A 23,939-nucleotide genomic window follows, 5' to 3' on the forward strand; every position below is an offset into this window, starting at 1 on the left:
GTAGCTCGTCAGGCTCATAACCTGAAGGCCGCAGGTTCAAATCCTGCCCCCGCAACCAATAAAAACAAACCATCCGTATACAGCCGCCCAAGGGGCGGCTTTCTGCGTTCTGGATACCAAAAACACAAATCCTGACCCAAATATCGTCAGTTTGAGACAGAATTTGACGTTATTGGGAGATTCATTTGCACTCTCAGGTTGATATTTTGTAAAGAACTTGCGGCTTCTGTTATTCAAATCGCTTGATGCCCCGATAAAACCGCGCAGGATTTTAAAAATCCTCGCAAAGATCCAGGTTATTCCCGCAATGTTGCGTATATGAAGGAAGTAATCATTCATTTTCCGCAACAAATCCTCTTTTGCGGCCCTCATAATAAATTACGCCCTCGATTTAATACTCCGGCTTTGCGCGTTTTTGGGATTTTTTCGGATTTGCCCCTCATATAGCGGCCGCATTTCCAGTGCTTTGATCACGCGATCTGAAACAAAGCGGCGTAAGTCTGCCGTTGGTTTTACCTGGAAAGCTTGATCCGTTTCGCGTGATCCCCTAGCAAGCATTCAGCAAACATTAACCTGCCCTGCAGTACGAAAGACCCAGATGTCCCTCTCCCTGATCCTTCTCGCTGCCGGCCAGGGCAGCCGGATGCAATCCGATCTGCCGAAAGTCCTCCATAAGGTGGCGGGCGCGCCGCTTTTGCATCATGCCATGACGGCAGGTCGGCAGCTCAACCCCGGTAAGACCGTGGTCGTTACCGGCCATGGTGCCGAAGAGGTGGCGGCTTCGGCCCGCGCCTTTGACGATGAGGTCAGCGTGGTTCTGCAGGCCGAGCAGCTGGGCACCGGCCATGCGGTGGCGCAGGCGGCTGAGGCGCTGCAGGGCGAAAGCGGCGATGCCATCGTGCTTTACGGCGACACCCCCTTCATCCGTCCCGAGACGCTTGAGGCCATGCTGGAGGCGCGCCAGCGTCATGCGGTGGTGGTTCTGGGCTTTGAAGCCGCTGACCCTGGCCGTTACGGCCGTCTGATCCTTGAGGGCGATGGTCTGACGAAGATCGTTGAGTTCAAAGACGCGACGGAGGCTGAGCGTGCGGTGCGGCTGTGCAATTCCGGCGTGATCTGCGCGGAAACTGCCACGCTTTTTGAGCTGGTGGCGGCGGTGAATAACGAAAACGCCTCCGGCGAATATTACCTCACCGATATCGTGGCGCTTGCCCGCGATCGCGGCCTCTCAGCAGGCGTGGTGCTTTGCGATGAAGCCGAAACCATGGGCATCAACACCCGGGCAGAGCTGGCCAAAGCTGAGGCCGCTTTCCAGGCCCGCGCGCGGGCGGAGGCGCTCGATCTTGGCATCACGCTGACCGCGCCGGAGACGGTGTTCTTTGCGCTTGATACCGTGGTGGGCCGCGATGCGGTGATCGGGCCGAATGTGGTCTTCGGTCCGGGCGTCACGGTGGAATCCGGCGCGGAAATCAAAGCCTTCTGCCATCTTGAGGGCTGTCATATCTCGCGCGGGGCCACTGTCGGTCCCTTTGCCCGCCTGCGTCCGGGCGCGGAGATCGGCGAAGACGGCCATATCGGCAACTTTGTTGAGGTGAAAAACGCCATTCTCGGCGAGGGCGTGAAGGTGAACCATCTGACCTATATCGGGGATGCCGATATCGGCGATGGCACCAATATCGGCGCGGGCACCGTGACCTGCAATTACGACGGCGTCATGAAGCACCGCACGGTGATCGGCAAAAGCGCCTTTATCGGCTCGGACACCATGCTGGTCGCGCCGGTGAAAGTGGGCGACGGGGCCATGACCGGTTCGGGCTCGGTGATCACGGAGGATGTGCCCGCAGGGGCCGTGGCGCTTGGCCGGGCGCGGCAGGTGACCAAAGAGGGGCTGGCCACCCGGCTTTTTGAAAAGCTGCGCGCGATCAAGGCAGCCAGGGGCTGAAATATCATTTCAATGGGTTGAACACCCCGGCTGCAGTCGGGGTGGCCCGAAGTCGGTGCTTGTTTTAAACCCTTTGAAAGATCGGCCCCTGAACGGCGGCCCGTTGAACAGGAGATTTCTCATGTGCGGTATCGTCGGCGTTCTGGGCCACAATGAAGTGGCCCCTTTGCTGGTCGAGGCGCTGAAGCGTCTGGAATACCGCGGCTATGACAGCGCCGGGATCGCCACCGTGAACAACGGGGCGCTCGATCGCCGCCGCGCGGTGGGCAAGCTCGTGAACCTCTCGGATCTGCTGGTGTATGAGCCGCTGGCCGGGAAGGCCGGGATCGGCCACACCCGCTGGGCCACCCATGGGGTTCCTTCCGTGGGCAATGCCCATCCGCATAAGGCGGGCCCCGTGGCGGTGGTGCACAACGGCATCATTGAGAACTTCCGCGAGCTGCGGGCGGAGCTTGAGGCGGCAGGCTATGCCGCACAATCTGAGACCGACACCGAGACCGTGGCGCTTCTGGCGCAGCGGGAGCTTGATGGCGGTGCAGATCCGGTTGAGGCCGTGCGGCGCACGCTCAAACAGATCCATGGTGCCTTTGCGCTCTGCTTCCTCTTTGAGGGCCAGGAAGATCTGATGATCTGCGCGCGCAAAGGCAGCCCGCTGGCCATCGGCCATGGCGAGGGCGAGATGTTCGTGGGCTCAGACGCCATTGCGCTTGCGCCGATGACCGACCGCATCACCTATCTCGAAGAGGGCGACTGGGCGGTCGTCACGCGCAAAGGCGCGGTGATCCGCGATGAGGCCGATCAGATCGTCACCCGCCGCATGACCCGTGTGGCGCTGGATTCGGTGCGGATCGAAAAGGCCGGACACCGCCATTTCATGGCCAAAGAGATCGCCGAGCAGCCGGTGGTTCTGGCCGATGCCATCAGCCGCTATTCCACCGCTGAGGGCGCGCTGAACCTGCCTGAGGGGCTGGATTTCACCGGCATTGACCGGGTGATGCTGGTGGCCTGCGGCACGGCCTCTTATGCCTGCCATGTGGCGAAATACTGGTTTGAGCAGGTCGCGGGCCTGGCGGCGGAAATCGATATCGCCTCGGAGTTCCGCTACCGTGATCCGGTGCTCTCGGAGCGCGCGATGACCATCTTCGTCAGCCAGTCGGGCGAGACCGCCGATACGCTGGCGGCGCTGCGCTATGCCAAAGGCAAAGTCGCCAAAGTGGTCTCGGTGGTGAACGTGCCGACCTCGTCGATCGCACGCGAAAGCGATCTCTCGCTGCCCATTCATGCGGGCGTCGAAGTGGGTGTGGCCTCGACCAAGGCCTTCACCTGCCAGCTGGGCGTGCTGGCGCTGATGGCGCTGAAAGCGGGCGCGGACCGCGGCCGCCTTGAGGCGGCCGCCCTTGCCGCGCATCTCGAAGATCTGCGCCGCCTGCCCGGGCTTCTCAATGTCTCCCTGGCGCTCTCAGAGCCGGTGACGGCGCTGGCCGATGAGCTGGCGCGGGCGCGCGACATCATCTTCCTTGGCCGCGGGGCGATGTATCCGCTGGCGCTGGAAGGCGCGCTGAAGCTCAAAGAGATCAGCTATATCCATGCCGAGGGCTATGCGTCGGGCGAACTGAAACACGGCCCCATCGCGCTGATCGACGACCAGGTGCCGGTGATCGTCATGGCCCCGCGCGATGCGCTCTTTGAGAAGACCGTCTCGAATATGCAGGAGGTCATGGCACGCTCAGGCAAGGTGCTGCTCCTCTCGGACGCGCAGGGCATCGAAGAAGCCAGCCCCGGTGTGTGGCAGTCGCTGGCGCTGCCGGAGGTGCCGCCGGTCTGGGCGCCGATCCTTTATGCGGTGCCCGCACAGCTTCTGGCCTATCACACCGCGGTCGCCAAAGGCACCGATGTGGATCAGCCGCGCAATCTCGCGAAATCGGTGACGGTGGAGTAAATCCTATGGCAGTCAAACTCTTTGGCACCGATGGCGTGCGCGGCACGGCCAATCAGTTCCCGATCACCGCGGAAGCCGCGCTGAAGCTCGGGATCGCGGCGGGCAGCTTTTTCCGCCGCGACGGGCGCAACGGCCACCGCGTGGTCCTGGGGAAAGACACCCGGCGGTCGTGCTATATGCTGGAAAATGCGCTGGCAGCGGGGCTCTCGTCTGCGGGGATGAATGTCATCCTGCTCGGGCCGGTGCCGACGCCTGCGGTGGGGTTCCTGACCCGCTCGATGCGGGCGGATCTGGGGGTGATGATCTCTGCGAGCCACAATCCCGCCCAGGACAATGGCATCAAATTCTTCGGCCCCGACGGCTTCAAGCTGCCCGATGCCGATGAGGCCACGATTGAGGATCTCTTTGAGAACCAGCCCGAAGCGGTGGAGCCTGGCCGCATCGGCCGTCTGCGCCGCCTGGAAGACGGGCGCGGGCGCTATGTGGAATTTGCCAAGACCACCATCAATGGCGCGCGCTTTGACGGGCTGAAGGTGGTGGTGGACTGCGCCCATGGCGCAGCCTATCGCACCGCCCCTGAGGCTTTGTGGGAGCTTGGCGCCGATGTGGTGCCGATGGGCGTGGCGCCCGATGGCTTCAACATCAACCTCGACTGCGGCTCAACCCATCCCGAAGCTGCCGCCGCCATGGTGAAAGCCACCGGCGCGGATCTCGGCATCTGCCTCGATGGCGATGCCGACCGCATCATCCTGATCGATGAGACCGGCGCAGTGGCTGACGGCGATCAGATCATGGCGCTTTTCGCCGAACACTGGGGCGCGGAAGGCAAACTGAAGAACGGCACCCTGGTCGCCACCGTAATGTCGAACCTTGGTCTTGAGCGCTTCCTGGAAGGCAAGGGTCTGCGGCTTGAGCGCACGAAGGTGGGGGACCGCCATGTCGTCACCCGGATGCGCGAGGGGAGCTTCAACCTCGGCGGTGAGCAGTCGGGCCATATCGTGATGTCGGATTACGCCACCACCGGCGATGGTCTGATGGCGGGTCTACAGTTCCTCGCGCTGATGAAACAGACCGGCCTTAAAGCGAGCGAACTGGTGCGCCGCTTTAGCCCGGTGCCTCAGGTGCTGCGCAATCTGCGTCTTGATACCTCGCTTTTGCAGCGCCCGGAGATCACCTCGCTGATCCGGACCCAGGAAGGGCGTCTGGGCAAAGCGGGCCGCATCCTCGTGCGCCCCTCGGGAACCGAGCCGCTCATCCGCGTCATGGTTGAGGCAGAGGATGAAGTTCTTCTTGAGGATGTTCTCGCTGAAATTGAAGCCGGACTTCTCGCACAATCCTGAACACTTATGAATAGCAACCTGGGGGGAATGTGCCGTCTGCTCATTCCCCTTTTGCGTTAAAAACGCAAAAAATCTCCTGGATATAAGCAATTAGCTGAAATTTTAGTGATCCGAATCCGCGCCCGGGCGTTGAACCGGCAGCGCGGGGCTCAACCGGATCTGTCCGAAAGCTTTCAAAGCCTCGCCCGTCCTGAACGCGTGGAGAGTGCGATGAAAAAGATCTTTGCCGCTGTGCGGGTGTAATGGCTTTCGGTTCGCCAGCCTGGGCCGGCGGGCCGACGGTTGTGGTGGCTGAGCCGGTGATTGCGGCTCCGGTCCTCGTGGCCGCGCCTTCCGTCAACTGGACCGGTGGCTATGTCGGGGCCCTGCTGGGCTATGGCAAGCTGGAAACCGGCGAGCCGCGCAGCTCAAATTCGACCGGTGTGGGCGCGCTGACGGCGGGCTATGACCATGACTTCGGGCAGTGGGTTCTGGGGGGCGAGCTGATGGCCGCTCCGGGTGCCGGCGTTGAGATCGGCGGCCGTGAGGTTGAGAACTTCCTCGGGGCGCGGGTGAAAGCCGGCTATAAGATGGACCCCTCGGGCCGCTGGCTGGGTCAGGGCTCGCTGGGCTATGCCCGCGTCTCGCATGAGGCCGTCGGCGGTGGCGACAGCCGCCACACCTCTGCGCCGATGTTCGGCCTTGGCGTCTCTTATCTGCACAGCAGCAATGTCTCGCTCAGCGGTGAAGTCCTGGCCATCCGCGACGGCAGCGGCGGCCCGCGCGGCACCACGCTGCTTCTGGGCGCGCAATACCGCTTCTGAGCCCTGTCAGGCCCCCGGAAGGGGGCCTTTTCAGCTGCGGTAGCCCGTCGGGTTTTGTGACTGCCATTTCCAGGTCGTCTCGCAGATCTCAGTGAGGCCAAGATCCGCCTGCCAGTTCAGCAGGCGGCGGGCTTTTGCGGGATCGGCATAATAGGCCGGAAGATCGCCCGGACGGCGCGGCAGCAGCTCAAAGGGCAGATCGCGCCCGCAGGCCTGTGAAAAGGCCGTCAGCATCTCGCGCACGGTGATGCCTGCGCCGGTGCCGATGTTGAAAGCCTCTGCCTGACCGGGGGCGGGGCTGTAGCTCAGCGCCGCCAGATGGGCGCGGGCAAGATCGGTGACATGGAGATAATCCCGCTCTCCGGTGCCGTCGCGGGTGTCGTAATCCGCACCAAAGATCCCCAGTTTTTCGCGCCGCCCCACCGCCACCTGAGCGATGAAGGGCATGAGGTTATTGGGGATGCCCTGCGGGTCTTCGCCGATCTGCCCGCTCTCATGGGCGCCGACCGGATTGAAATAGCGCAGCAGTACCCCTGAGGCGCCCGGCGTGGCGCGGGCCCAGTCAGTGATGACCTGCTCGGCCATGCGCTTGCTGCGCCCGTAGACGCTGGTGGGCGCCAGGGGGTGGGTCTCATCATAGGGCAGATAAGCCGGATCGCCGTAGACCGTGGCGGAGGAGGAAAACACCACCTTCCGGCAGCCCGCCGCATTCATGGCGGCAAGCAGCGAGACCGTGCCGCCGACATTGGTGGCGTAATAGCGCAAAGGCTCAGCCTCGCCCTCACCCACGGCCTTCAGGCCCGCGAAATGCACCACCGCCTCGGGGCGGAAATCGCAGAGGATCCCGGTCATCCGGGCGGTATCGCAGACATCCGCCGTCTCGGTGCGAAAGCTGCGGCCGGTCAGCGCCGCCACCCGGCGCAGCGCCTCGGGCGAGCTGTTGGCGAAGGTCTCGGTGACGCAAAGCTCATGCCCCGCCGTGAGAAGCTCCAGCAGGGTATGGCTGCCGATATAGCCGGCCCCGCCGGTCAGAAGAATGCGCATGAAAATCCCCTTACCTCTCCGCCGCGCCCAGAAGTGCCGCGACCACCCGGTCTGCGGCCTCTTCGGCAGAGAGGGTGACGGTGTCAACAACCAGCTCCGGCGTCTCGGGCGGCTCATAGGGGCTGTCGATGCCGGTGAAGTTCTTCAGCTGGCCCGAGCGGGCCTTTTTATAAAGCCCCTTCACATCCCGCGCTTCCGCCACTTCAAGGGGGGTGGAGACCCAGACCTCCAGGAATTCGCCCGGGGCCATCAGCTCGCGCACCATGCGCCGCTCAGCCCGGAAGGGCGAGATAAAGGCCGTCAGAACGATCAGCCCCGCATCGGTCATCAGCTTTGCCACCTCGCCGACGCGGCGGATGTTTTCCACCCGGTCGGCATCGGTAAAGCCCAGATCGCGGTTCAGCCCGTGGCGGATGTTGTCGCCATCCAGAAGGAAGGTGTGTTTGCCAAGGGCGTGGAGTTTCTTTTCCACCAGATTGGCGATGGTGGATTTGCCCGATCCCGAAAGCCCGGTGAACCAGACCACTTTCGGGCGCTGGTTTTTCAGCGCGGCATGGGCCTCGCGGTCCACATCGAGGGCCTGCCAGTGGATGTTCTGACTGCGCCGCAGCGCAAAGCGGATCATGCCTGCGGCCACGGTGGCATTGCTCATCCGGTCGATCAGAATGAAGCCGCCAAGCGCGGGATTGTCCTCAAAGCTTTCAAAGGCGATGGCGCGGTCGGTCGAGAGGTTCACCACGCCGATGGCATTGAGGCTCAGGGTCTTTGAGGCCAGATGCTCCAGGGTGTTGACGTTGACCTCATATTTCGGGGCGGTGACCGTGGCGGTGACCACCTGGGTGCCGAGCTTCAGAAGATAGGGCCGCCCCGGCAGCATCTCGGCCTCGCCCATCCAGACGAGGGTAGCCTCAAACTGATCGGCCACCTCACAGGGCGCGTCAGAAGCCACGATGACATCGCCCCGTGAGCAGTCGATCTCATCCTCAAAAGTCAGGGTGACGGATTGGCCCGCCCGCGCCAGAGCGGCGCTGCCGCCCATGCCGGGGATTTCCTTCAGCCGCGTGGTTTTTCCTGAGGGCAGCACCCGCAGGCCATCGCCGGGGCGGGCCTGACCGGAACTCACCAGCCCGGTGAAGCCGCGGAAATTAAGGTTGGGGCGGTTCACCCATTGCACCGCCATGCGGAAGGGGCGCTCTTCCATGCGGCTTTCATGAAGCGGTGCCTCTTCCAGATGGCTCAGAAGTGCCGGGCCCTGATACCAGGGGCTGGCGGCACTCAGGCTGGCGATATTGTCGCCCTTCAGCCCCGAGATCGGGATGGCGGTGAAGCTTTTTATGCCGATCAGATCGGCAAACGCCTGATAATCCGCGACAATCTCGCGGAAGCGCGCCTCTGACCAGCCCACGAGATCCATTTTATTGACCGCCAGCACCACATTGCGGATGCCCAAAAGCTGCACCAGATAGCTGTGCCGCCGGGTCTGGGTCAGCACCCCCTGACGCGCATCAATCAGGATCACGGCGAGATCCGCGGTCGAGGCCCCGGTGACCATATTGCGGGTATATTGCTCATGCCCGGGGGTATCGGCGACGATGAATTTGCGCTTCTCGGTGGCAAAGAAGCGGTAGGCCACATCGATGGTGATGCCCTGCTCGCGCTCAGCCGCCAGGCCATCGACCAGCAGGGCAAAATCAAGCTCCTGACCCTGGGTGCCCATGGCTTTGCTGTCGGCCTCAAGGCCCGCAAGCTGGTCTTCAAAGATCATCTTGGTGTCATAAAGCAGCCGCCCGATCAGGGTGGATTTGCCGTCATCCACCGAGCCGCAGGTGATGAAGCGCATCAGGCTTTTGCGCTCATGCAGGGCCAGATATTGCTCAATATCTTCCGCGATCAGGCTGTCGGTCACATAAGAGCTCATCAGAAGTAGCCCTCCTGCTTTTTCTTCTCCATGGAGGCTGCCTGATCGTGATCAATCGCCCGTCCCTGCCGCTCTGAGGTCGTGGTCAGAAGCATCTCGCGGATGACCTCCGAAAGGGTGGCCGCCTCGCTTTCGACCGCGCCGGTCAGCGGGTAGCAGCCCAGGGTGCGGAAGCGCACCGAAGCCATTTTTGGCACCTCGCCGGGGGCCAGGGGAAAACGCTCGTCATCCACCATGATCAAAAGCCCGCCGCGCTCGACCACCGGTCGGGGTTTTGCAAAATAAAGCGGAACGATCTCAATGCCTTCGGCGCGGATATATTGCCAGATATCCAGCTCGGTCCAGTTCGAGATCGGGAAAGCCCGGATCGTCTCACCCCGGGCTTTGCGGGTGTTATAGATCTGCCAGAGTTCCGGGCGCTGGTTCTTCGGGTCCCAGCGATGCGCGGCGGAGCGGAACGACAGGATCCGTTCTTTGGCGCGGGATTTTTCCTCATCGCGGCGCGCGCCGCCGAAGGCCACGTCAAAGCCCCATTTGTCGAGCGCCTGTTTCAGCCCTTCGGTTTTCCAAAGGTCTGTGTGCAGCCCGCCATGATCAAAGGGGTTGATGCCCTGAGCAAGCGCCTCGGGGTTCTGATGGACCAGAAGTTTCATTCCCGCCGCCGCCGCCGCACGGTCGCGCAAAGCGTACATATCGCGGAACTTCCAGGTCGTATCGACATGCAGCAGCGGAAAGGGCGGCGGCGCGGGCCAGAAGGCCTTTTTCGCCAGATGCAGCATGACGGCGGAATCCTTGCCGACAGAGTAGAGCATCACCGGCTTTTCCGCCGTCGCCACCACTTCGCGGAAGATATGAATGCTTTCGGCCTCAAGCCGTTGCAGATGGGTCAGCGCAGGGGACAGCACGGCCAAATCACTTCAATCCTTTAAACATCGCCCCGAAGAGCCGCGTTGCCCCTGAATAAGCGGGGCTTTGTCTTAAAAGTCCGCTGACGTCCCGGCGGTTGCTTTCCGAATAAAGGAAACTTCGGGCAAAAACGGGGCAGGATCGCATCCCGCCCGGGGCAGCGTACGCAGCCTTCACTTTGCCGCAAAGCCCTTCGTCCAGCATGGGCGTGATTTCCTCACGACCGGAGTGACCATGGCCGACGCCTTCCTCTCTGATGATCTGACCCCCGTTCTGGCGCTGCCGCTGATCCGGCCGGCCCAGGCGCAGAAACATATCCCCCATAATGAGGCCCTGCGGCTTCTGGAGGTGCTGGTCCAGGCCGGGGTCGCGGGGCGCAGCCTGACCACGCCCCCTGAGGACCCGCCTGAGGGCGCGCGCTGGCTGGTCCCGCCGGGGGCCACGGGGGACTGGGCGGGACGGGCGGGGCAGATCGCGGTCTTTCAGCAGGGGGCCTGGGTCTTTCTCAGCCCGGCGGAGGGCTGGCAGATCTGGGTGAGCGATGAAGCGCTGGCGCTGCGCTTTCAGGGGGGAGGCTGGCTCGCCCCCTCCGATCAGCCGCTGCAGGTGGCGCGGCTGGGCATTGCCACCCCTGCGGAGGGCCCCAACCGGCTGGCCCTGGCCGGAGAGGCTTCGCTTTTCACCCATCAGGGCGCGGGCCATCAGATCAAGATCAACAAGGCCGCCGCCTCTGAGACGGCGAGCCTGCTGTTTCAGACCGCTTGGGGCGGGCGGGCTGAGATGGGCACCTCCGGCACGGATGATTTTGCCATTAAGGTCAGTGCAGACGGGGCCTCCTGGCTCACCGCTTTGTCGGTGGCGCGCGCCACCGGGCTGATCAGCGGCGCGGGGGTCACCCAAAGCGCCACGGATGGGGTGACGGGGCGGCTGGTGAAATCGGGCGATTACGGCTGGCCGGTGGCGCTCGCGCTCGGGGCGGAGGATGATCTTGATGCCCTGCCGGTCAGCGGGGTCTGGCTCTGCGCCTCGGCCGGGGTGACCACGGGCAATCATTACCCCGAGGCCCTGGCGGGGGCGCTGTTGCAGATCACCCGTCCGGGCGCGGGGGCGGCGCAGATCTATCTGACGGAGAGCGGCAGCCTCTGGAGCCGGAGCCGCAGTTCGGACGGGCTCTGGCAGACCTGGCGGCGGCAGAGCAGCAGCAGCGGCAGCGGTGCCAACGGTTCCTGGCTGCGCCTGCCCGATGGCACGCAGATCTGCCACCACAGCCTGACGCCCTCGGCCTCGGCGGCCACGACCTGGAGCTATCCGCAGCCCTTCAGCGCCGCGCCGGTGATCAGCGGCACGCCGCAGTCGGCGGTGCTCTGCGGGCTTTGCCTTGAGGCGGCCCCGGGTCTCAGCTCCGCCAGCCTCAGCCTGCGCGGTGTCGATCATGCGCGGCGTGCGGATCCTGTGCAGCTGACCGCCATCGGGCGCTGGTACTGACCCGGCCCTCATCGCCCCGGCGCCTGTCCGGTGGCGAAGAGATGGCGGATGAAGGGGCTTGCGGCCCATGGTCCTGAGACCCCTTCCTGCCAGAGGCAGTCGCGGCCTTCCGCCAGCAGGTCCTGGTATTTACGGTATTCCTCTGCGCCGTTGAAATGCTGCCCCCGTGCCACCTCCCGCGCCACACGGGCGGCAAAGGCGGCGTTGTATTTGAAATGGCCAAAGATCAGATCGCGCGGGGCCAGCCGGCAGCCCGAGACGTAATGCAGCCCCGCGCTCAGCTGCATCTGCGGGCCAAAGCGCAAAAGCGCGATCTTCTGGGCCACGAACAGCTCAGACCGCGCGCCGGGCATCAGGCGGTGGCGCAGCCCGCTGGTCCAGGTCGGCTGATCGGAAAACGGCCCCCGCCCGCCCGAAGTGGTCAGAAAGGGCGTCAGATCGGCAAAACCCGCCCCCTCGAAGGGATCGCCCCGGCTCAGATCCGCCCCGGCCAGCGGGCCTTTGGGATAAAGATCAAGCATGAAGATCCGCACCGCATCGGCGCCTGCAAACTCCGCCCCGCGCAAAAGCGCGGGCAGATGCCCCCGGGTGCTTTCATCCCAGACCAGAAACTCATCGGCATCAGCCACCAGGCTCCAGCGGTTCTGCCGGAAAGACGACATCAGCGCCTCCTGCCAGGCGACGCCGTAATGCGACAGGCTGTAGGGGGTATCGACCGAGAAGAGCGCCACATCGGGCTGATCGGCCAGATACTCGAGGCTGCCGTCGTCTGAGCCGTTGTCGGCGATCAGAAAGCCCCCGACCCCGAGGCTGCGGTAATGCGCCAGATATTGCGGCAGCATCCCGCGCTCATTGCGCAAAGCCGAGACCACCGCCACCTCCGCCCCCGCCACCCGGGAGAGCCGCGCAACCGGGCTGATCAGCGTTAAACAGTTTGATGCCCAGCCGAATTTCACCCCCTGAAACGACGGCCAGATCCGGCCCTTCTGCGGCAGATCCTGCTTTGAGGCGCGGTGGACTTCGGCCTGCTGCTCCGGCCCGTCGAGATGCACGCCCAGGATTCCCGATCCGGCAAAGGGGCGCGGGCCGTTGTTCCAGAAAGGCACCGTGCGGCCTGCAGGCGCGGTGCGCTGCTCGCGGGGCATCAGCCAGCCGGTGGGATCGGGGCGAAAGCCCGCGCGGGTCAGCAGATCGCCAAGCAGTTTGTCTTCCAGAAACGAGAGGCTGATCAGGCGCTGCCCGGCCGGGGTGGCGGCCTGTTCCAGCGAGGCGCAGATCGCGCGGCGGCTCAGCAGATAGCCCGAGCCGCCGTCGGTATAGACCGAAGGTTCGGGCGATTTATCGAGGTCATACCGCCCGCGCGGGCTTTGCGATTTCGCCTGATGCCAGCTGCGGTCGGTATTGCCCCGCGCCCGCGTCAGCACCCGCCCGGCCCAGTCAGACCTCAGATGCTGCAGCCCGCTCAGAAAGCCCGCCGGATCAAAAAAGCAGTCGTCATCGATCTTCAGCATCCGCGCGAAGGGCGTGTGATCGCGGATATAGCGCAGCGCCGTCAGGGTCTTTTGCGGCAGCCCCTCATAATCATCGGGACAATCAAGCGTGACCCGCCGCCCCTCGCGCCGGATCTGCCCCGCCGGGGCACCGCCGGTGACGATCAGATAGGGCACGCCAAAGGCGCTGAGATCTGAAAGCCATCCGGCCTCCATCGCCGGGATGCGGCTCTCAAGATGGGCTTTGCAGGAGAAAACCACCACGATCAGGTCATGAAGCTTTGAGACCTCCTCCGCCCAGGGTGGCAGGTCTGCGGGCGGGGCCGGCGCGGGGATCAGCCCCCGGATCAGCCCCGGAACCCCTGCGCTCAAAGCCGCAGGCAGGGCCGCAAGCGCCGGGGCCGGGCCCGAAATCTCTGCCGCCCCGATCAGCGCCTGCAGCTCTGCCCGAACCGGCCCGTCGCCCTCGCAGGCGGGCGCCTCCCGGATCAGCAAAAGCGCCAGCGCCAGCCCGAGATGCCCGGCCTCCGGCCCGCTTAAGGCCCGCAGATCCCGCCAGAGGGCCGCGGCCTCCCCGCCCCGGGGCAGCCCCTCCCGCAGGAACCCGGGCAGGGCTGTCCCAAGGCGGATCTGCACCTCTCTGAGCGGGTCAGCGGCCCCCCCCTCCCAGAGCGCGGGCAGGCTGCGGGCCGCGCGGGCACGGGCGTCTTTGGAGAGATCCCCGGCCTCCGGGCTCAGAGGGTCGAGCAGGTGGCGCAGCAGATCTTCGCCCCCCGCCTCTGACAGCGGGGCTGCGGTGCCCGAAGGGCCAAAGCGCGCGCGGCGGAAGCGCCCGGTGCCGGGGGTCTTCCAGGCCTCAAAGGCGCGGGCGGCGGCCTCTGCGGCCTCAGGCGGGCTGTCGGGGTCACAGAGCAGCCGGAACTGCGCGCGCGCCTCCTGCAGGCGGGGCGGCAGGGCCGCGGGCGGCCCCAGGGCCTCCAGGGCGTCGTAAAAGGCCGGAAGCAGAACGCAGCAGGCCAGCCAATGGGTCTCAAGCCGCTCCTGCAGCCAGAGCGGCAGAGCGGGGTGCAGCTGCAAAAGCCCCGCCGAAAAGCGGCAGAGCGCCAGACAGCCGTGGCGGCTGAACTCCTGCTGCGCCATTGCCTCGTGAAAACCGAACCAGGCGTTCAGCAGCGGAGAAAGCGTGCTGAGCGGCAGCGCCGGACGCGCCAGAAGCCGCGTCATCCCTTCGGCCAGAGCCGGGGTGGGGATCCAGGCCCGGCCCCCCGTGAGGGCAAGAAGATCCTCCGTCCTCTGCGCCAGGGGACATCCTGCTGCGGCCTGCCAGGGGAAAAGCGCCGCGCGCATCCAGTCACTGGCAGGTGGCTGCGTCAGCGGCAGGACCGCCCCGGTCTGCGAGGCCGCGGTCAGAAGCCGGTCAAAGCCGCCCCTCAGGCAGTAGCTTTCGGTGATCTCAGTGAGAAAAAGCCCCCTCTCCGCGGCCGTGGGCAACGCCCTGAGGGCGGAGAGCAGGGCCTCATCCCGCGCATCCCCCCCGCGCGCAGCGCCGCCATCAGCGCGGCGCTGAGGCGCAGGCGCTGTTGTGCCTCTTCCTCTGCGGGCAGGGGCGGCAGCGGAGCCGGGGCCTCCGGGGTCTCAGCGCCGGGGGCAAGAAACTCCGTCAGCCCGAAGCGCGCCGCCAGCCGGCCAAGGGCGGCGCGGGCGGGCGGGGTCAGATCCGCGCTCAGCCCGCTCCAGCGGGCATGTTCGATCAGCTGCAGCGCCAGAAAATCATCCTGATCGGCCAGCCCCGAGGGCAGATCGGAATTGAGCAGCCGCGCCAGATCGCTGCGCGAAAACCTCAGCCCCGGCGCGGGGGCAAAGACCTCGGCGTGACGCCAGATCCGCCCCGGCAGCACCGCCCCGAAGCCCCCCTGCGCCAGCGGCAGCAGATCAAGCATCTCCCCCCCGGCAGCAGCACCGGCGGGCGGGGCCCGGGCGCGATCACCTCCAGCCGCTGGCTGAGCCAGAGCGCCCTGCCCCCGGTCAGCCGCCGCAGCGCAGGCTCGGGATGGGTGTCGCTTGAGGGCGGCGGCAGGACCCCGCCCTCAAGCTGCACCCCGGCGATTCGGTGCAGACCCGGAAATCCGCGCCGCAGCTTCAGCCTGGCGCTGCGGTCGGGGCGCGGAAAGGCGTCAAAGCGGCCAAGCCTCTGCCCGTCCACCTCCAGCCTGACACCGCCCGCCTCAAAGGTCAGACTGAGGCTGCCGAAGGGCTGAGAGAACCGGTGCGCGATCTGCAGCTCGCGCCGCCAGCCGGCGCGGTCGCGCCGGTTGAGCACCACCCGCCCCTCTGAGGGGCGCAGCGACAGATGCAGCGGGATTTCCGTCCCGTCTGCGGTGCAGAAATGCAGCGAGGCAAAGCGGTGCTGCGAAAAATCCGTCTCACAGCAAAAGCGCAGACCGGCGCGGGGCTGAAAAGCAATCATCACTCAATCCGCTTTCGCGCTCAGAGAGCGGCACTGGAACGGGTACCGGCCCAGTCTGCCAGAGACCAGGTATTTTGCAACCTTTACGTGCATTGCTGATCCGGTGCAGGACCGCCTTCAGGTCCGCTTTCAGGGGCGCAGCAGCCGCGAGAGCCGCGGATCCAGCGGCCCCTCCCCCGGCCAGAGACCGGTCTGGCGCAGGCGGCGGCGGCCGTGCACCACCCCCGGCAGCAGGCGCAGGCGGCGCAAAATACTGCGGCCGGGCGGGCCGAAATCCATCTGCAGCTGCAAAACCCGCAGCAGAAACTGCCGCCGCTGCGCAGGGCTCAGAGCCAGGCGCTCTGCCAGGTCTTCCGCGCGGCGCAGAAGCTGCGGGCCATGAAGCGCCCCGCAGACCGCCGGCTGCACCCCCGGAAACCCCAGCCAGACGAGGCGGGTAGCCCGGGGGCTTAACCGCAGGCTCAGATCCCCCTCAGGCCAGGGGCTGTCCGGGGGAGGCAGCGCGGCATCCCCCCTGCGCTGCGGGTCAGGGCAATCAGACTGAAGGCCGCGATATCCTGCCCCGCCAGCCCCTCAAGAGCGGCCCGGGAGAGATCACCCCTCCCGCTCAGATCCGCCACCACCCCGACCGGCATGCCCCCCGACAGCGCCGTGGCCAGCGAAGGGGAATGGCGGGCGGGGAAATCAAAGCCCTGCCGGCTGAGCCAGTGACGCATGGAGCCAAGCCAGCGCGTCCGCCGTCCCGGATCGCGCAGCACCTGCGCGCGTTCTGCCAGAAGCCGCCCGGCCAGATCCTCAAACCCCTCTGCCGCCCCCTTCCGCCCGGAGGTGACCAGCAGATGGCGCAGCCGCTCAAGGACGGGGAACTGATCGAAGACCCGCTCATCGTCACGGGTGGTCAGCTGGCCCGGACGCCCGCGGGTCTGCAGATAAAGCGGCTCAGGCAGATGCAGGATCGCCCGGCTGCGCAGCGCGGCACGCAGATAAAAGACATGATCCTCAAACCAGCCCGGCTCAAAGCTGATCCCGGCCAGCAGCTCCCGGCGGTAGAGCTTGTTCCAGACCGAGGGGTAATGCGCGAGGATCTCGCCCACGCTTTCCAGCGGCCAGCGGGCGGCGGCTGCGGGCATGGGGCGGTCGTAAAGCGCGGATTGCGGGATCTGCCGCCCGTCGGGCGGGCAATCGGCAAAGGCGCAGGCCACCCAGTCGCCGCCGTCCTCCAGCAGTGCCCGGCGCATCCGGCCCAGAAAGACCGGGCTGTAGCGGTCATCGCCATCGAGAAACGCAAGGAAGCGCCCCCGCGCCGCGGCCAGGGCGCGGTTGCGCGCGGCCGGCAGGCCCAGATTGTCCTGGCGCAGCAGCCGGAAGCGCGGATCGCCCCCGGCGGCGGCAAAGGCGGCCGTGCCGGAGCCGTCTTTTGAGCCGTCATCGACGAGAAGCGCCTCAAAGTCTTTGAAGTCCTGCGCGAGAAGGCTGCGTACCGCAGCCACGCCATAAGCGCCTAGGTTAAAGATTGGCACAATCACCGAGATCTCCGGCGTCCCGCTGCGCATCTGCGTCCCCCTGCCCTGACTGCAGGAAAGCAGATCCGCTTTCTAATACAATCCCTGATTTAAACAATCTGAGGTTGATTAAAGCCGATCCGCCCCTTTAGCCTGATCCGATCCGGTCAGGAGGAAGCGATCCCGTGTCTGCCCCTTTCATCATCTGGACCCTGCAGCGCACCGGCGGCACCACGCTGGCGCATCTGCTGATCTCGCTCTCACAAAGCCCCACCCTCGGGCATGAGCCCTTCAATCCCGACCGCCGGCTCGGCGGACTGCATAAGGCCTTTCTCGAAACCCGGGATGAGGAAGCGCTGCGGGCCGGCATCCGGACGGCGCTGGCCGGGGCGGGCAGTATGAAACACTGCCATGAGCTGGTGCCGCCGCGGCTGAATGAAATCCTGATGGAGGAAACCACGGCCGCGGGCTGGACGGCGGTGATCCTGGACCGGCAGAACGACAGCGCAAGGATGCTCTCGCTGATCACCGCGCAGCTCACCGGGGCCTGGGGCAAAGCGCTGGCCGATCAGGTGGTGCGCGACTGCGAAGCCGGAACCCGTGTGCTGCCGCCTGCCGATCTTGAGGCGGCGCGGCGCGGGCTCTGGAACGGCTGGCAGCGCCGCCGCCATCTGGCAGCCGCCTTTGCCGATCGGGGCCTCCGCCCGGAGGTGGTGCTTTTTGAAGAGGTCTATGACGACCCCGACCGGGGCGCAGAGCTGGTGGCGGATCTCATCGCCCGTCTGGGGATCGGCGGCGCCACGGCGGCCCCGCCCGATCCGCGTCTTCCCGATCCGCGCATTCTGGCGGCGCTGAAGAACAGCGGTCAGAACAGCAACCGCATCCTCAACTATCTGCCCAATATTGCCGAGCTGCGCGCCGCGCTGCGCGAGACCGAGGCGCGGCTGCTCTTCTCCTGGCGCGCCCCCGGAGAGACCGGGGGCTGAGACGGCTCAGAGCAAAAGCCCCGTTGTCTCCGGGGTCAGGCGCTTTTTCACCCAGCCAAGGAAAGCCGCATCGGGCGCCCGCAGGGGCTGGCGTCCGGTGCGTGCCCAGACCGCGCGCCATTCCGCCGCGAGCGCATGAACATCGGCCCCCGGCATCAGCGCGCGGGCCTTTTCAAGCGTGGCCACCTTCAGCGCCGGCCCTTCTCCGGCCTCGAGCAGAATGCCGCGACGGGTGACCAGAAGGATATCCCCCGGCTCTTCGATCAGGTGATAATCGGGCAGATGGTCGGCCGTGATCATCTGGCGCAGCATCTGCCGGAACACCCGCAGCGGCGAGTTCGACCCCGACTTCAGATGCAGCACCGGGATCGAGACCCGCCATTCGTTCTGCCGCCCGCAGTGCTTGCGCGCCAGCTCATAGACCCGCCGCTCCAGCGGCTTTCTGAGCCGGAAGTAATCACGGCTGAGCGTGAGGACCGATTTCGACAGCACCGCCCGGTAGAGCCACTCTGAAAGCACCACGGTCACCATGACCATGCGCCCGCCGCGGCTGTGGCGCAGGATCTGCCAGCTTTCAATCAGACCAAAGCCCGTGGTCATCTCCACACCGCCGGTCACCACATTGGTGGTGATGCGCGTGCCCGCCAGCCGCTCAAAGGCTTCCCGCAGGCGGCGATAGCTGTCGCCCGAGGTTTCCCGCCCGGTGGCCACCAGCAGATCATGCGCGGTCAGACTGACCCGGCGCGAGACCTCACGTCCGGCATTGAGCCCTGCGACCAGCTGGCTGACGCAATAGATCAGAATGTCTTTGTCAAAGAGCGTCGCCAGCCCTTTGACCGAAGGGGTCACCGTCACCTCTGCGCCATTGTGATCATAGCGCAGCACCCGCAGATCGGGCCGGGTCGAGAGCGAGAAGAGCGGATGCTCCATCGTCGCCATATCGTCTTTCGGGAGCGCATCAAGGATGTCGCAATAGAAGAAATCCGTCGCACCAGGATCCGGCAACAGCCCCTGCGACGGTGCAACGACCGTACCTGCCATCTGCCTGCCTTTTATCGTGGTTTCATTGACGCCCAACCTAGCGAAGAGCGCCGCAGGCAGCAAGGCAGTGACCGGGCTTTCAACGTGGTTTTGGAATCGCATCTTCGTGGTTCCGGATTCACTTAAACGTGGTTTCACATACGGTAATCCGAAAAAACATAATGCAAACTATTGTTTTTATTGTAAAAAAATTGTCAGACAATCTGCGTAACTCTTATATTAACTATATATAACTTAGGGCCGCGACGAAGCGCTCCCTGTGGATAACTTTTCGCTTTGAAGCAGAGCTTTGAATTGCTTGGGAAAATTGTATGCGTGCTGAAAACACTGGGAAGTGCTTTCTTTTAAGGTATATTGGGTGAAACACAGCACATGGCCGGGAAAACCGGCCTGCGGGAGAATCAAGCATGGCTGCCGGACCCACCCGTCAAACGCGTCGCAACGCTGAGAAACCTGCCCGGCCGATGACGCGGGAAAGCCGCAATCTGCCGCCCTATATCGGGCTCTCGCCCGATGCGGCGTTGCAGGAACTGGGGCCCGTGGTTGGAACGGACAGCTTTGCCACCATTGCGGGGTCCTGCGCAAGGGGGCGTGACGATCTGGCCGCCCGCGGCCTCGATCAAAGCGGCGAGCGCAGTCTGCGGCTGTTTTCGACCTGGGAAATCACCCGCTATCTGATCCCGGTGGCTCAGGCCCATTTCCGCCGCGTGCTCAAAGCCCATCCCGATCTGCCCCAGGGCCGGTCCGAGACCGAGGGCGGTGCCAAATGGTTCACTCTCGATGAGGTGCTGCGGCTCAGGGCACATTTCGGGGCCGAGGGCTCAAAGTCGAAACCCTATCTGCCCTGGCGCCCCGAAGGGCTGCCGGCCAAGATCGTGGCGGTGGCGAATTTCAAAGGCGGCGTGGGCAAAACCTCGACGGCGGCGCATCTGGCGATGTCGGCCGCGCTTGATGGCTATAAGGTGCTGGTGATCGATCTCGACAGCCAGGGCTCGATGACTTCGGTCTTCGGCGGTCAGGTCCAGGATGAATGGCAGACCGTCTTTCCGCTGCTCGCGCGGCATTACGCGCGCCATGTGCAGGGTGAAAACCGCCTCCGGGTGTCGCGCGGCGAAACACCTCTCAGCCTGGATGAGACCCTGACCGAAGCGCTGAAGGTGGGCTCAAAGGATCTGATCCGCAAAACCCACTGGCCGAATATCGATCTGATCGGGGCACAGCTGAACCTTTACTGGGCGGAATTTCAGATCCCGGTCTGGCGCATGGCGGCGCGGGGCTGGAAGCTTTGGGAGAGCCTGACAGATGTGCTGAGCGAGGACGGGATCCTTGATCAGTATGATCTGGTCTTTCTCGATACGCCGCCGGCGCTTGGCTATCTGACGATCAACGGGCTTGCGGCAGCGGATATTCTGCTGGTCCCGACGGGGGCGTCTTTTCTGGAATTCGACAGCACGGGGCGGTTTTTCGACATGCTCCATTCCACCTTCGGCTCGATCGAGGAGAGCGAGAATATGGCCGCGCGCGCCCTGGGCCGCGAGGAGCTGAAGTTTGAATGGGATGCGGTGCGGGTGCTGCTGACGCGCTATGACGGCAGCCAGCAGGCGGAGATGGCCGCGCTGATGCAGGCCTGGCTTGGCCGCACCATGGCCAATGAGCGTCAGGATTTCACCGCGCTGATCGGTCAGGCCGGAGAGCAGGTGCATGGCATCTATGAGGCCGATTACCGTGACTTCAACCGCGAGACCTATATCCGCGGGCGTGAGACCTTTGACGCCACCTATGCCGCTTTCAAAAAGCTGCTGCTGGGGGTCTGGCGGCGTGAGGATCTGGCACGCCAGGCGGCAGAGACGGCGGGCTGATGTTTCGCGCGCGAAACATTTGACAGACGCCCCCTGATGTTTCGCATGCGAAACATCAGCCAGAAGAGCGGGGGAGTGTTTCGCATGCGAAACACAGGGCTCCCTGTCTGTCCTTTCGCGCCGGACTTGCCCTTGCATGTTTCGCGCGCGAAACGTTTGATGAGCCGACGATGTTTCGCATGCGAAACATCGGGGAGCCGCCGGAGTGTTTCGCGCGCGAAACATTTCTGCCCCTGCTACCTGATCTGACTGTTTCGCGCGCGAAACATTTGCCTGCTCTGAGGGAGTGACCCGATGGCCCGCCGCCGCCTTCCGCCGCCCTTTGCCGCCGTTGATCTGCCGGTCGAAGACCAGAGCGCAGGCCGTGACGTCGTGCGCCCGCCGGTGGCGCGGGTGGCCGCAGAAAGCGCGGCGGAAGCGGCGCTGCGCAGCCTCAGCCTTGAGATGCAGGCTTTGCGCGATCAGGGCCGCATGGTGGTCAGCCTTCCCCTCAGCCGCATTGAGGAAAACCATCTGCTGCGCGACCGCCTCGGCTCTGACCCAGAGGAATTTTCGGCGCTGAAGACCTCGATCCGGGGGCATGGCCAGCGCACGCCGATTGAGGTCTGCGAAATCTCGCCTGGGCGCTATGGGCTGATCTCGGGCTGGCGCAGGCTGCATGCTCTGCGCGATCTCGACCGCGAAGAGCCGGGGCGCTTTGGCGAGGTGCTGGCCCTGGTGCGCAGCCCCGAAAGCGCGGCAGAGGCCTATATCGCCATGGTCGAGGAAAATGAGATCCGCGTCGGGCTGTCTTATTGGGAGCGGGCCTCTGTTGCGCTGCGCGCGACCCGGGCCGGGGTGTTTCCCGACAGCCGCGCTGCCCTTCGACAGCTTTTCAGCGGCGCCAGCCGGGCTCGGCGCTCCAAGATCGGCTCTTTCGTCACCCTGGTCGAAGCGCTTGAGGGCGCGGTGCAGTTTCCCGCCGCCCTGCCCGAGCGGCTCGGCCTTGCGCTGGCTCAGGGGCTCGCGCAGCAGCCCTCCCTGGCGCGGGACTGGCGCAAAGCCCTGACCGCCCTGCCCGCCCCCCTGACGGCTGAGGAGGAGCAGAAGCGGCTGCAGGATCTTCTGACGCCGCCGCGGGGCGCGGCGCAGACCGCGCGGCCCGGCCCCGCGCGTCAGGAGCTGCGCCCCGGTCTTTGGATGGAAGAGCGCGGCGGGCGGCTGGTCCTTGGCGGCAAAGCTCTGAGCCCGGATCTGATCGCAAAGCTGGCGGATCTGCTTCGCCGCGAAACGGATAAGACCTGAGGCGGAGTTAAAACCACAGCGCCGCCTCGGGGCTGGTCTGCAGGAACCGCTCATACCACTCCGCTGCCTCAGGGGCTGCAAACAGCAGATCCGCGCCCGCACCACCGTCGAGATGGTCTGAGGGCCCGCCGCCGTAAAGCCGGTCATCCCCCGGCCCGCCCGACAGACGGCTTCCCCCGGAGGGACCGGCATAGAGGTGATCCTCTCCCGCGCCGCCGAACAGCCGGTCCTGGCCGGTGCCGCCGTAGAGCAGATCATTACCGCCGCCGCCAAAGAGGAAGTCATCCCCGCCATAGCCCAGCAGCAGATCATTGCCCGCGCCCCCGGTCAGGCTGTCCGCGCCGGAGGTGCCCTCGAGGCGCAGATCCTGCGGGTCCGGGGGCTGTGTGACCGGCGGGTCGGGGTCTTCCGGCTCAGGCAGCTGCGTTTCGCCGCGAAGCGCCCAGAGAGACGGGCCCTGCAGCAGATCCGCGCCAAGATCCTGCAGGCTGAGGGATCTGCCCTGAACGGAGAGGATCTCAATCCGGCTGTCGCGCCAGATCAGGGTGAGGCCGCCCGGCAGGGCCTCAAGGTTCAGAGAGGCGGGGCTGTAAAGCATCGGCAGGCCGCTCAGATCCAGCCGGTCTTCGCCGGGGGTGAAATCGAGAATGCGGCTGGTGCCGCCGGGGGCCACGACAAAGAGATCTGCCCCCGCTCCGCCGGTCATCTGCCCCCCCGCCGCTGCTGCCGACCAGGATGTCATTCCCGGCCCCGCCGGAGAGATGCCCGCCCCCTGGGGCTGCGATCAACAGATCCGCCCCATTGGTTCCGGTCAGATCCGGGGCTTCAGGCGTGGCGATGCGGGCCGGGGTCAGAGGGCCAGCCGGGGCACTCAGGACCAGAAGGCCGGGGGTCTGGCCTGCGGCGTAAAGATCAAGCCGGGTGCCGCCCGGCCCTTCGGTGGCGCGCAGCACCAGGGTGCTGAGATTGCCCGGGGCCATGCCGATTTCGGGCCAGATGTAATTGGATAAAAACACCGGCCGCCCGTCGGGCAACAGCTCAAAGAGCGAGACCCCGCCATCGCCGCCCCCCGCCACCAGAAAGCTGCGCCCGGAGGCGGTCTCGGCGACGGCGAGGCTCTGGACCTTTTCAAAGCGGCTGCCGCGGCTGTCGATCAGATGCCAGGCGGGGGTCAGGCTGCCATCGGGGGCAAGGCGAAAGCTGCTGAGGCTGGAGCTGCCCGCGCCGCTGACGAGCAGCAAAAGCTGCCCGCCGCTTTGGGTGAGGATCAGATCCGTGGGCGCGGCAATGCCGGGGCCGAGCAGGGCGGGGATATGGCTGACCGCTTCCGGGTCCTCCGCCGGTCCGGCCCGCCAGGTCGTCACGCTGCCATCCGCGCCTGTGGTGGCCAGGAGCGTCCCGCCCGCGATCTGCCGGGCGGCGAGCCCGGCCCAGGGGCTGTCGGGCGCGCCGCCCCCGGAACTGAGCGCCGTTCCGGTCTGCGGATCAAGCCGCAGCGGCTGGCCCGAGCCGGCACTCAGCCCGAAGGCCGAGGTGGCGGTGGTGGCCACCGCCAGAAGCCGCCCCTCAAAGCCGGGGCTGGCGTCGCCCTCGGGGCGGGTTGCGCGGCCGCCGGAGCCGATGCTCAGCCGCAGCATCATCTCGGGCGCGGCCCCCGCGATCAGCAGATGCCCCCCGCCCGGGGCCAGGGCGAGGCCCATGCGCACCGGGGTGTCATCGATATAGAGGTTCTGCCCGGCGATCAGCGTGAGCTGGCCATCCGCGCCGATCTCCCAGCTGTTCGCAGCGAAACGGCGGCTGTGTGAGAGCCCGTAAAGCTGCGCCCGGCCATCGCCTTCGCGCAGCACCAGGCCCTGCAGGCCGGTCAGAAACTGCACTTCTGCCGCAGAGAGCATCTGCGTCAGTCCGAAGGTTACCATTCACCCACCCGTTC

The 23,939-nt window shown here is 65.5% G+C and carries 19 protein-coding genes; 8 read left to right on the forward strand and 11 right to left on the reverse strand.

Annotated features, from left to right (window positions below):
- Positions 1 to 598: 598 nt before the first annotated feature.
- The 4 genes from glmU to EP867_RS14460 all read left to right on the forward strand — a co-directional run bounded on the left by glmU (position 599) and on the right by EP867_RS14460 (position 6,024).
- The gene (glmU, locus tag EP867_RS14445) at positions 599 to 1,942 is read left to right on the forward strand and encodes a bifunctional UDP-N-acetylglucosamine diphosphorylase/glucosamine-1-phosphate N-acetyltransferase GlmU (RefSeq protein WP_128490196.1); all 1,344 of its coding nucleotides are present in this window, start codon (positions 599 to 601) and stop codon (positions 1,940 to 1,942) included.
- A gap of 121 nt (positions 1,943 to 2,063) precedes the next feature.
- Complete coding sequence (gene glmS / locus EP867_RS14450) at positions 2,064 to 3,881, forward strand: glutamine--fructose-6-phosphate transaminase (isomerizing) (protein WP_128490197.1); 1,818 nt, start codon at positions 2,064 to 2,066, stop codon at positions 3,879 to 3,881.
- 5 nt (positions 3,882 to 3,886) lie between these two features.
- Positions 3,887 to 5,221, forward strand: a complete 1,335-nt coding sequence (glmM, locus tag EP867_RS14455) for a phosphoglucosamine mutase (protein ID WP_128490198.1) — start codon at positions 3,887 to 3,889, stop codon at positions 5,219 to 5,221.
- Positions 5,222 to 5,463: 242 nt separating this feature from the next.
- On the forward strand, positions 5,464 to 6,024 hold the full coding sequence (locus EP867_RS14460) for an outer membrane beta-barrel protein (protein ID WP_128490199.1): 561 nt from the start codon (positions 5,464 to 5,466) through the stop codon (positions 6,022 to 6,024).
- A gap of 30 nt (positions 6,025 to 6,054) precedes the next feature.
- Here the strand turns inward: EP867_RS14460 and galE are convergent, their stop codons facing one another.
- The 3 genes from galE to cysD are packed head-to-tail and all read right to left on the reverse strand — an operon-like array spanning position 6,055 to position 9,891.
- A complete protein-coding gene (galE, locus tag EP867_RS14465) occupies positions 6,055 to 7,068 on the reverse strand; it encodes a UDP-glucose 4-epimerase GalE (protein WP_128490200.1) in 1,014 nt (337 codons plus the stop codon).
- A gap of 10 nt (positions 7,069 to 7,078) precedes the next feature.
- The gene (cysN, locus tag EP867_RS14470; protein ID WP_128490201.1) at positions 7,079 to 8,986 is read right to left on the reverse strand and encodes a sulfate adenylyltransferase subunit CysN; all 1,908 of its coding nucleotides are present in this window, start codon (positions 8,984 to 8,986) and stop codon (positions 7,079 to 7,081) included.
- The gene (cysD, locus tag EP867_RS14475) at positions 8,986 to 9,891 is read right to left on the reverse strand and encodes a sulfate adenylyltransferase subunit CysD (RefSeq protein ID WP_128490225.1); all 906 of its coding nucleotides are present in this window, start codon (positions 9,889 to 9,891) and stop codon (positions 8,986 to 8,988) included. The genes cysN and cysD overlap by 1 nt, the downstream gene beginning before the upstream one ends.
- A gap of 235 nt (positions 9,892 to 10,126) precedes the next feature.
- Between cysD and EP867_RS14480 the strand changes: the two genes are divergently transcribed.
- Positions 10,127 to 11,377, forward strand: a complete 1,251-nt coding sequence (locus tag EP867_RS14480) for a DUF2793 domain-containing protein (RefSeq protein ID WP_128490202.1) — start codon at positions 10,127 to 10,129, stop codon at positions 11,375 to 11,377.
- An 8-nt stretch (positions 11,378 to 11,385) separates the two neighbouring features.
- On the opposite strand, the gene EP867_RS14485 is transcribed toward EP867_RS14480, so the two are convergent.
- From EP867_RS14485 to EP867_RS14505, 5 genes are all read right to left on the reverse strand, one after another.
- The gene (locus EP867_RS14485; RefSeq protein WP_128490203.1) at positions 11,386 to 14,358 is read right to left on the reverse strand and encodes a glycosyltransferase family 2 protein; all 2,973 of its coding nucleotides are present in this window, start codon (positions 14,356 to 14,358) and stop codon (positions 11,386 to 11,388) included.
- The gene (locus tag EP867_RS14490; protein WP_128490204.1) at positions 14,298 to 14,807 is read right to left on the reverse strand and encodes a hypothetical protein; all 510 of its coding nucleotides are present in this window, start codon (positions 14,805 to 14,807) and stop codon (positions 14,298 to 14,300) included. Before EP867_RS14490 ends, EP867_RS14485 begins: the two co-directional genes overlap by 61 nt.
- Positions 14,708 to 15,334 carry a hypothetical protein gene (locus tag EP867_RS14495; protein ID WP_128490205.1) on the reverse strand — a complete coding sequence of 209 codons (627 nt, stop codon included), beginning with the start codon at positions 15,332 to 15,334 and terminating at the stop codon, positions 14,708 to 14,710. The genes EP867_RS14490 and EP867_RS14495 overlap by 100 nt, the downstream gene beginning before the upstream one ends.
- A 129-nt stretch (positions 15,335 to 15,463) precedes the next feature.
- A complete protein-coding gene (locus tag EP867_RS19860; RefSeq protein ID WP_164888882.1) occupies positions 15,464 to 15,742 on the reverse strand; it encodes a hypothetical protein in 279 nt (92 codons plus the stop codon).
- A gap of 53 nt (positions 15,743 to 15,795) precedes the next feature.
- A complete protein-coding gene (locus EP867_RS14505; protein ID WP_128490206.1) occupies positions 15,796 to 16,887 on the reverse strand; it encodes a glycosyltransferase family 2 protein in 1,092 nt (363 codons plus the stop codon).
- 134 nt (positions 16,888 to 17,021) lie between these two features.
- Between EP867_RS14505 and EP867_RS14510 the strand changes: the two genes are divergently transcribed.
- Positions 17,022 to 17,822, forward strand: a complete 801-nt coding sequence (locus tag EP867_RS14510) for a hypothetical protein (RefSeq protein ID WP_128490207.1) — start codon at positions 17,022 to 17,024, stop codon at positions 17,820 to 17,822.
- A gap of 6 nt (positions 17,823 to 17,828) precedes the next feature.
- Here the strand turns inward: EP867_RS14510 and EP867_RS14515 are convergent, their stop codons facing one another.
- On the reverse strand, positions 17,829 to 18,863 hold the full coding sequence (locus tag EP867_RS14515; protein WP_128490208.1) for a replication initiator protein A: 1,035 nt from the start codon (positions 18,861 to 18,863) through the stop codon (positions 17,829 to 17,831).
- A gap of 464 nt (positions 18,864 to 19,327) precedes the next feature.
- Here EP867_RS14515 and EP867_RS14520 point away from each other — a divergent pair, with 464 nt between their 5' ends.
- On the forward strand, positions 19,328 to 20,722 hold the full coding sequence (locus EP867_RS14520) for an AAA family ATPase (RefSeq protein ID WP_164888885.1): 1,395 nt from the start codon (positions 19,328 to 19,330) through the stop codon (positions 20,720 to 20,722).
- 294 nt (positions 20,723 to 21,016) lie between these two features.
- Positions 21,017 to 22,006, forward strand: a complete 990-nt coding sequence (locus EP867_RS14525; protein WP_128490210.1) for a ParB/RepB/Spo0J family partition protein — start codon at positions 21,017 to 21,019, stop codon at positions 22,004 to 22,006.
- Positions 22,007 to 22,013: 7 nt separating this feature from the next.
- Here the strand turns inward: EP867_RS14525 and EP867_RS20450 are convergent, their stop codons facing one another.
- Together EP867_RS20450 and EP867_RS20280 are read right to left on the reverse strand one after the other, a co-directional pair.
- A complete protein-coding gene (locus EP867_RS20450; RefSeq protein ID WP_277749368.1) occupies positions 22,014 to 22,604 on the reverse strand; it encodes a calcium-binding protein in 591 nt (196 codons plus the stop codon).
- Complete coding sequence (locus EP867_RS20280) at positions 22,573 to 23,925, reverse strand: hypothetical protein (RefSeq protein WP_241656921.1); 1,353 nt, start codon at positions 23,923 to 23,925, stop codon at positions 22,573 to 22,575. The genes EP867_RS20450 and EP867_RS20280 overlap by 32 nt, the downstream gene beginning before the upstream one ends.
- Positions 23,926 to 23,939: the final 14 nt, after the last annotated feature.

Origin of the sequence: Falsigemmobacter intermedius, from assembly GCF_004054105.1 — a bacterium.
Classification (GTDB): Bacteria; Pseudomonadota; Alphaproteobacteria; order Rhodobacterales; family Rhodobacteraceae; genus Wagnerdoeblera; species Wagnerdoeblera intermedia.

Coding starts and splice junctions, on each gene's coding strand:
- cysN (WP_128490201.1), bottom strand. CDS start 8,986: ATGAGCTCTTATGTGACCGACAGCCTGATCGCGGAAGATATTGAGCAA.
- EP867_RS14495 (WP_128490205.1), bottom strand. CDS start 15,334: ATGATTGCTTTTCAGCCCCGCGCCGGTCTGCGCTTTTGCTGTGAGACG.
- EP867_RS20450 (WP_277749368.1), bottom strand. CDS start 22,604: ATGCTTTACAGCCCCGCCTCTCTGAACCTTGAGGCCCTGCCGGGCGGC.
- EP867_RS14515 (WP_128490208.1), bottom strand. CDS start 18,863: ATGGCAGGTACGGTCGTTGCACCGTCGCAGGGGCTGTTGCCGGATCCT.
- glmS (WP_128490197.1), top strand. CDS start 2,064: ATGTGCGGTATCGTCGGCGTTCTGGGCCACAATGAAGTGGCCCCTTTG.
- glmU (WP_128490196.1), top strand. CDS start 599: ATGTCCCTCTCCCTGATCCTTCTCGCTGCCGGCCAGGGCAGCCGGATG.
- EP867_RS14525 (WP_128490210.1), top strand. CDS start 21,017: ATGGCCCGCCGCCGCCTTCCGCCGCCCTTTGCCGCCGTTGATCTGCCG.
- EP867_RS14490 (WP_128490204.1), bottom strand. CDS start 14,807: ATGCTTGATCTGCTGCCGCTGGCGCAGGGGGGCTTCGGGGCGGTGCTG.
- EP867_RS14520 (WP_164888885.1), top strand. CDS start 19,328: ATGACGCGGGAAAGCCGCAATCTGCCGCCCTATATCGGGCTCTCGCCC.
- glmM (WP_128490198.1), top strand. CDS start 3,887: ATGGCAGTCAAACTCTTTGGCACCGATGGCGTGCGCGGCACGGCCAAT.
- EP867_RS14505 (WP_128490206.1), bottom strand. CDS start 16,887: ATGCGCAGCGGGACGCCGGAGATCTCGGTGATTGTGCCAATCTTTAAC.
- EP867_RS14480 (WP_128490202.1), top strand. CDS start 10,127: ATGGCCGACGCCTTCCTCTCTGATGATCTGACCCCCGTTCTGGCGCTG.
- EP867_RS14460 (WP_128490199.1), top strand. CDS start 5,464: ATGGCTTTCGGTTCGCCAGCCTGGGCCGGCGGGCCGACGGTTGTGGTG.
- galE (WP_128490200.1), bottom strand. CDS start 7,068: ATGCGCATTCTTCTGACCGGCGGGGCCGGCTATATCGGCAGCCATACC.
- EP867_RS20280 (WP_241656921.1), bottom strand. CDS start 23,925: ATGGTAACCTTCGGACTGACGCAGATGCTCTCTGCGGCAGAAGTGCAG.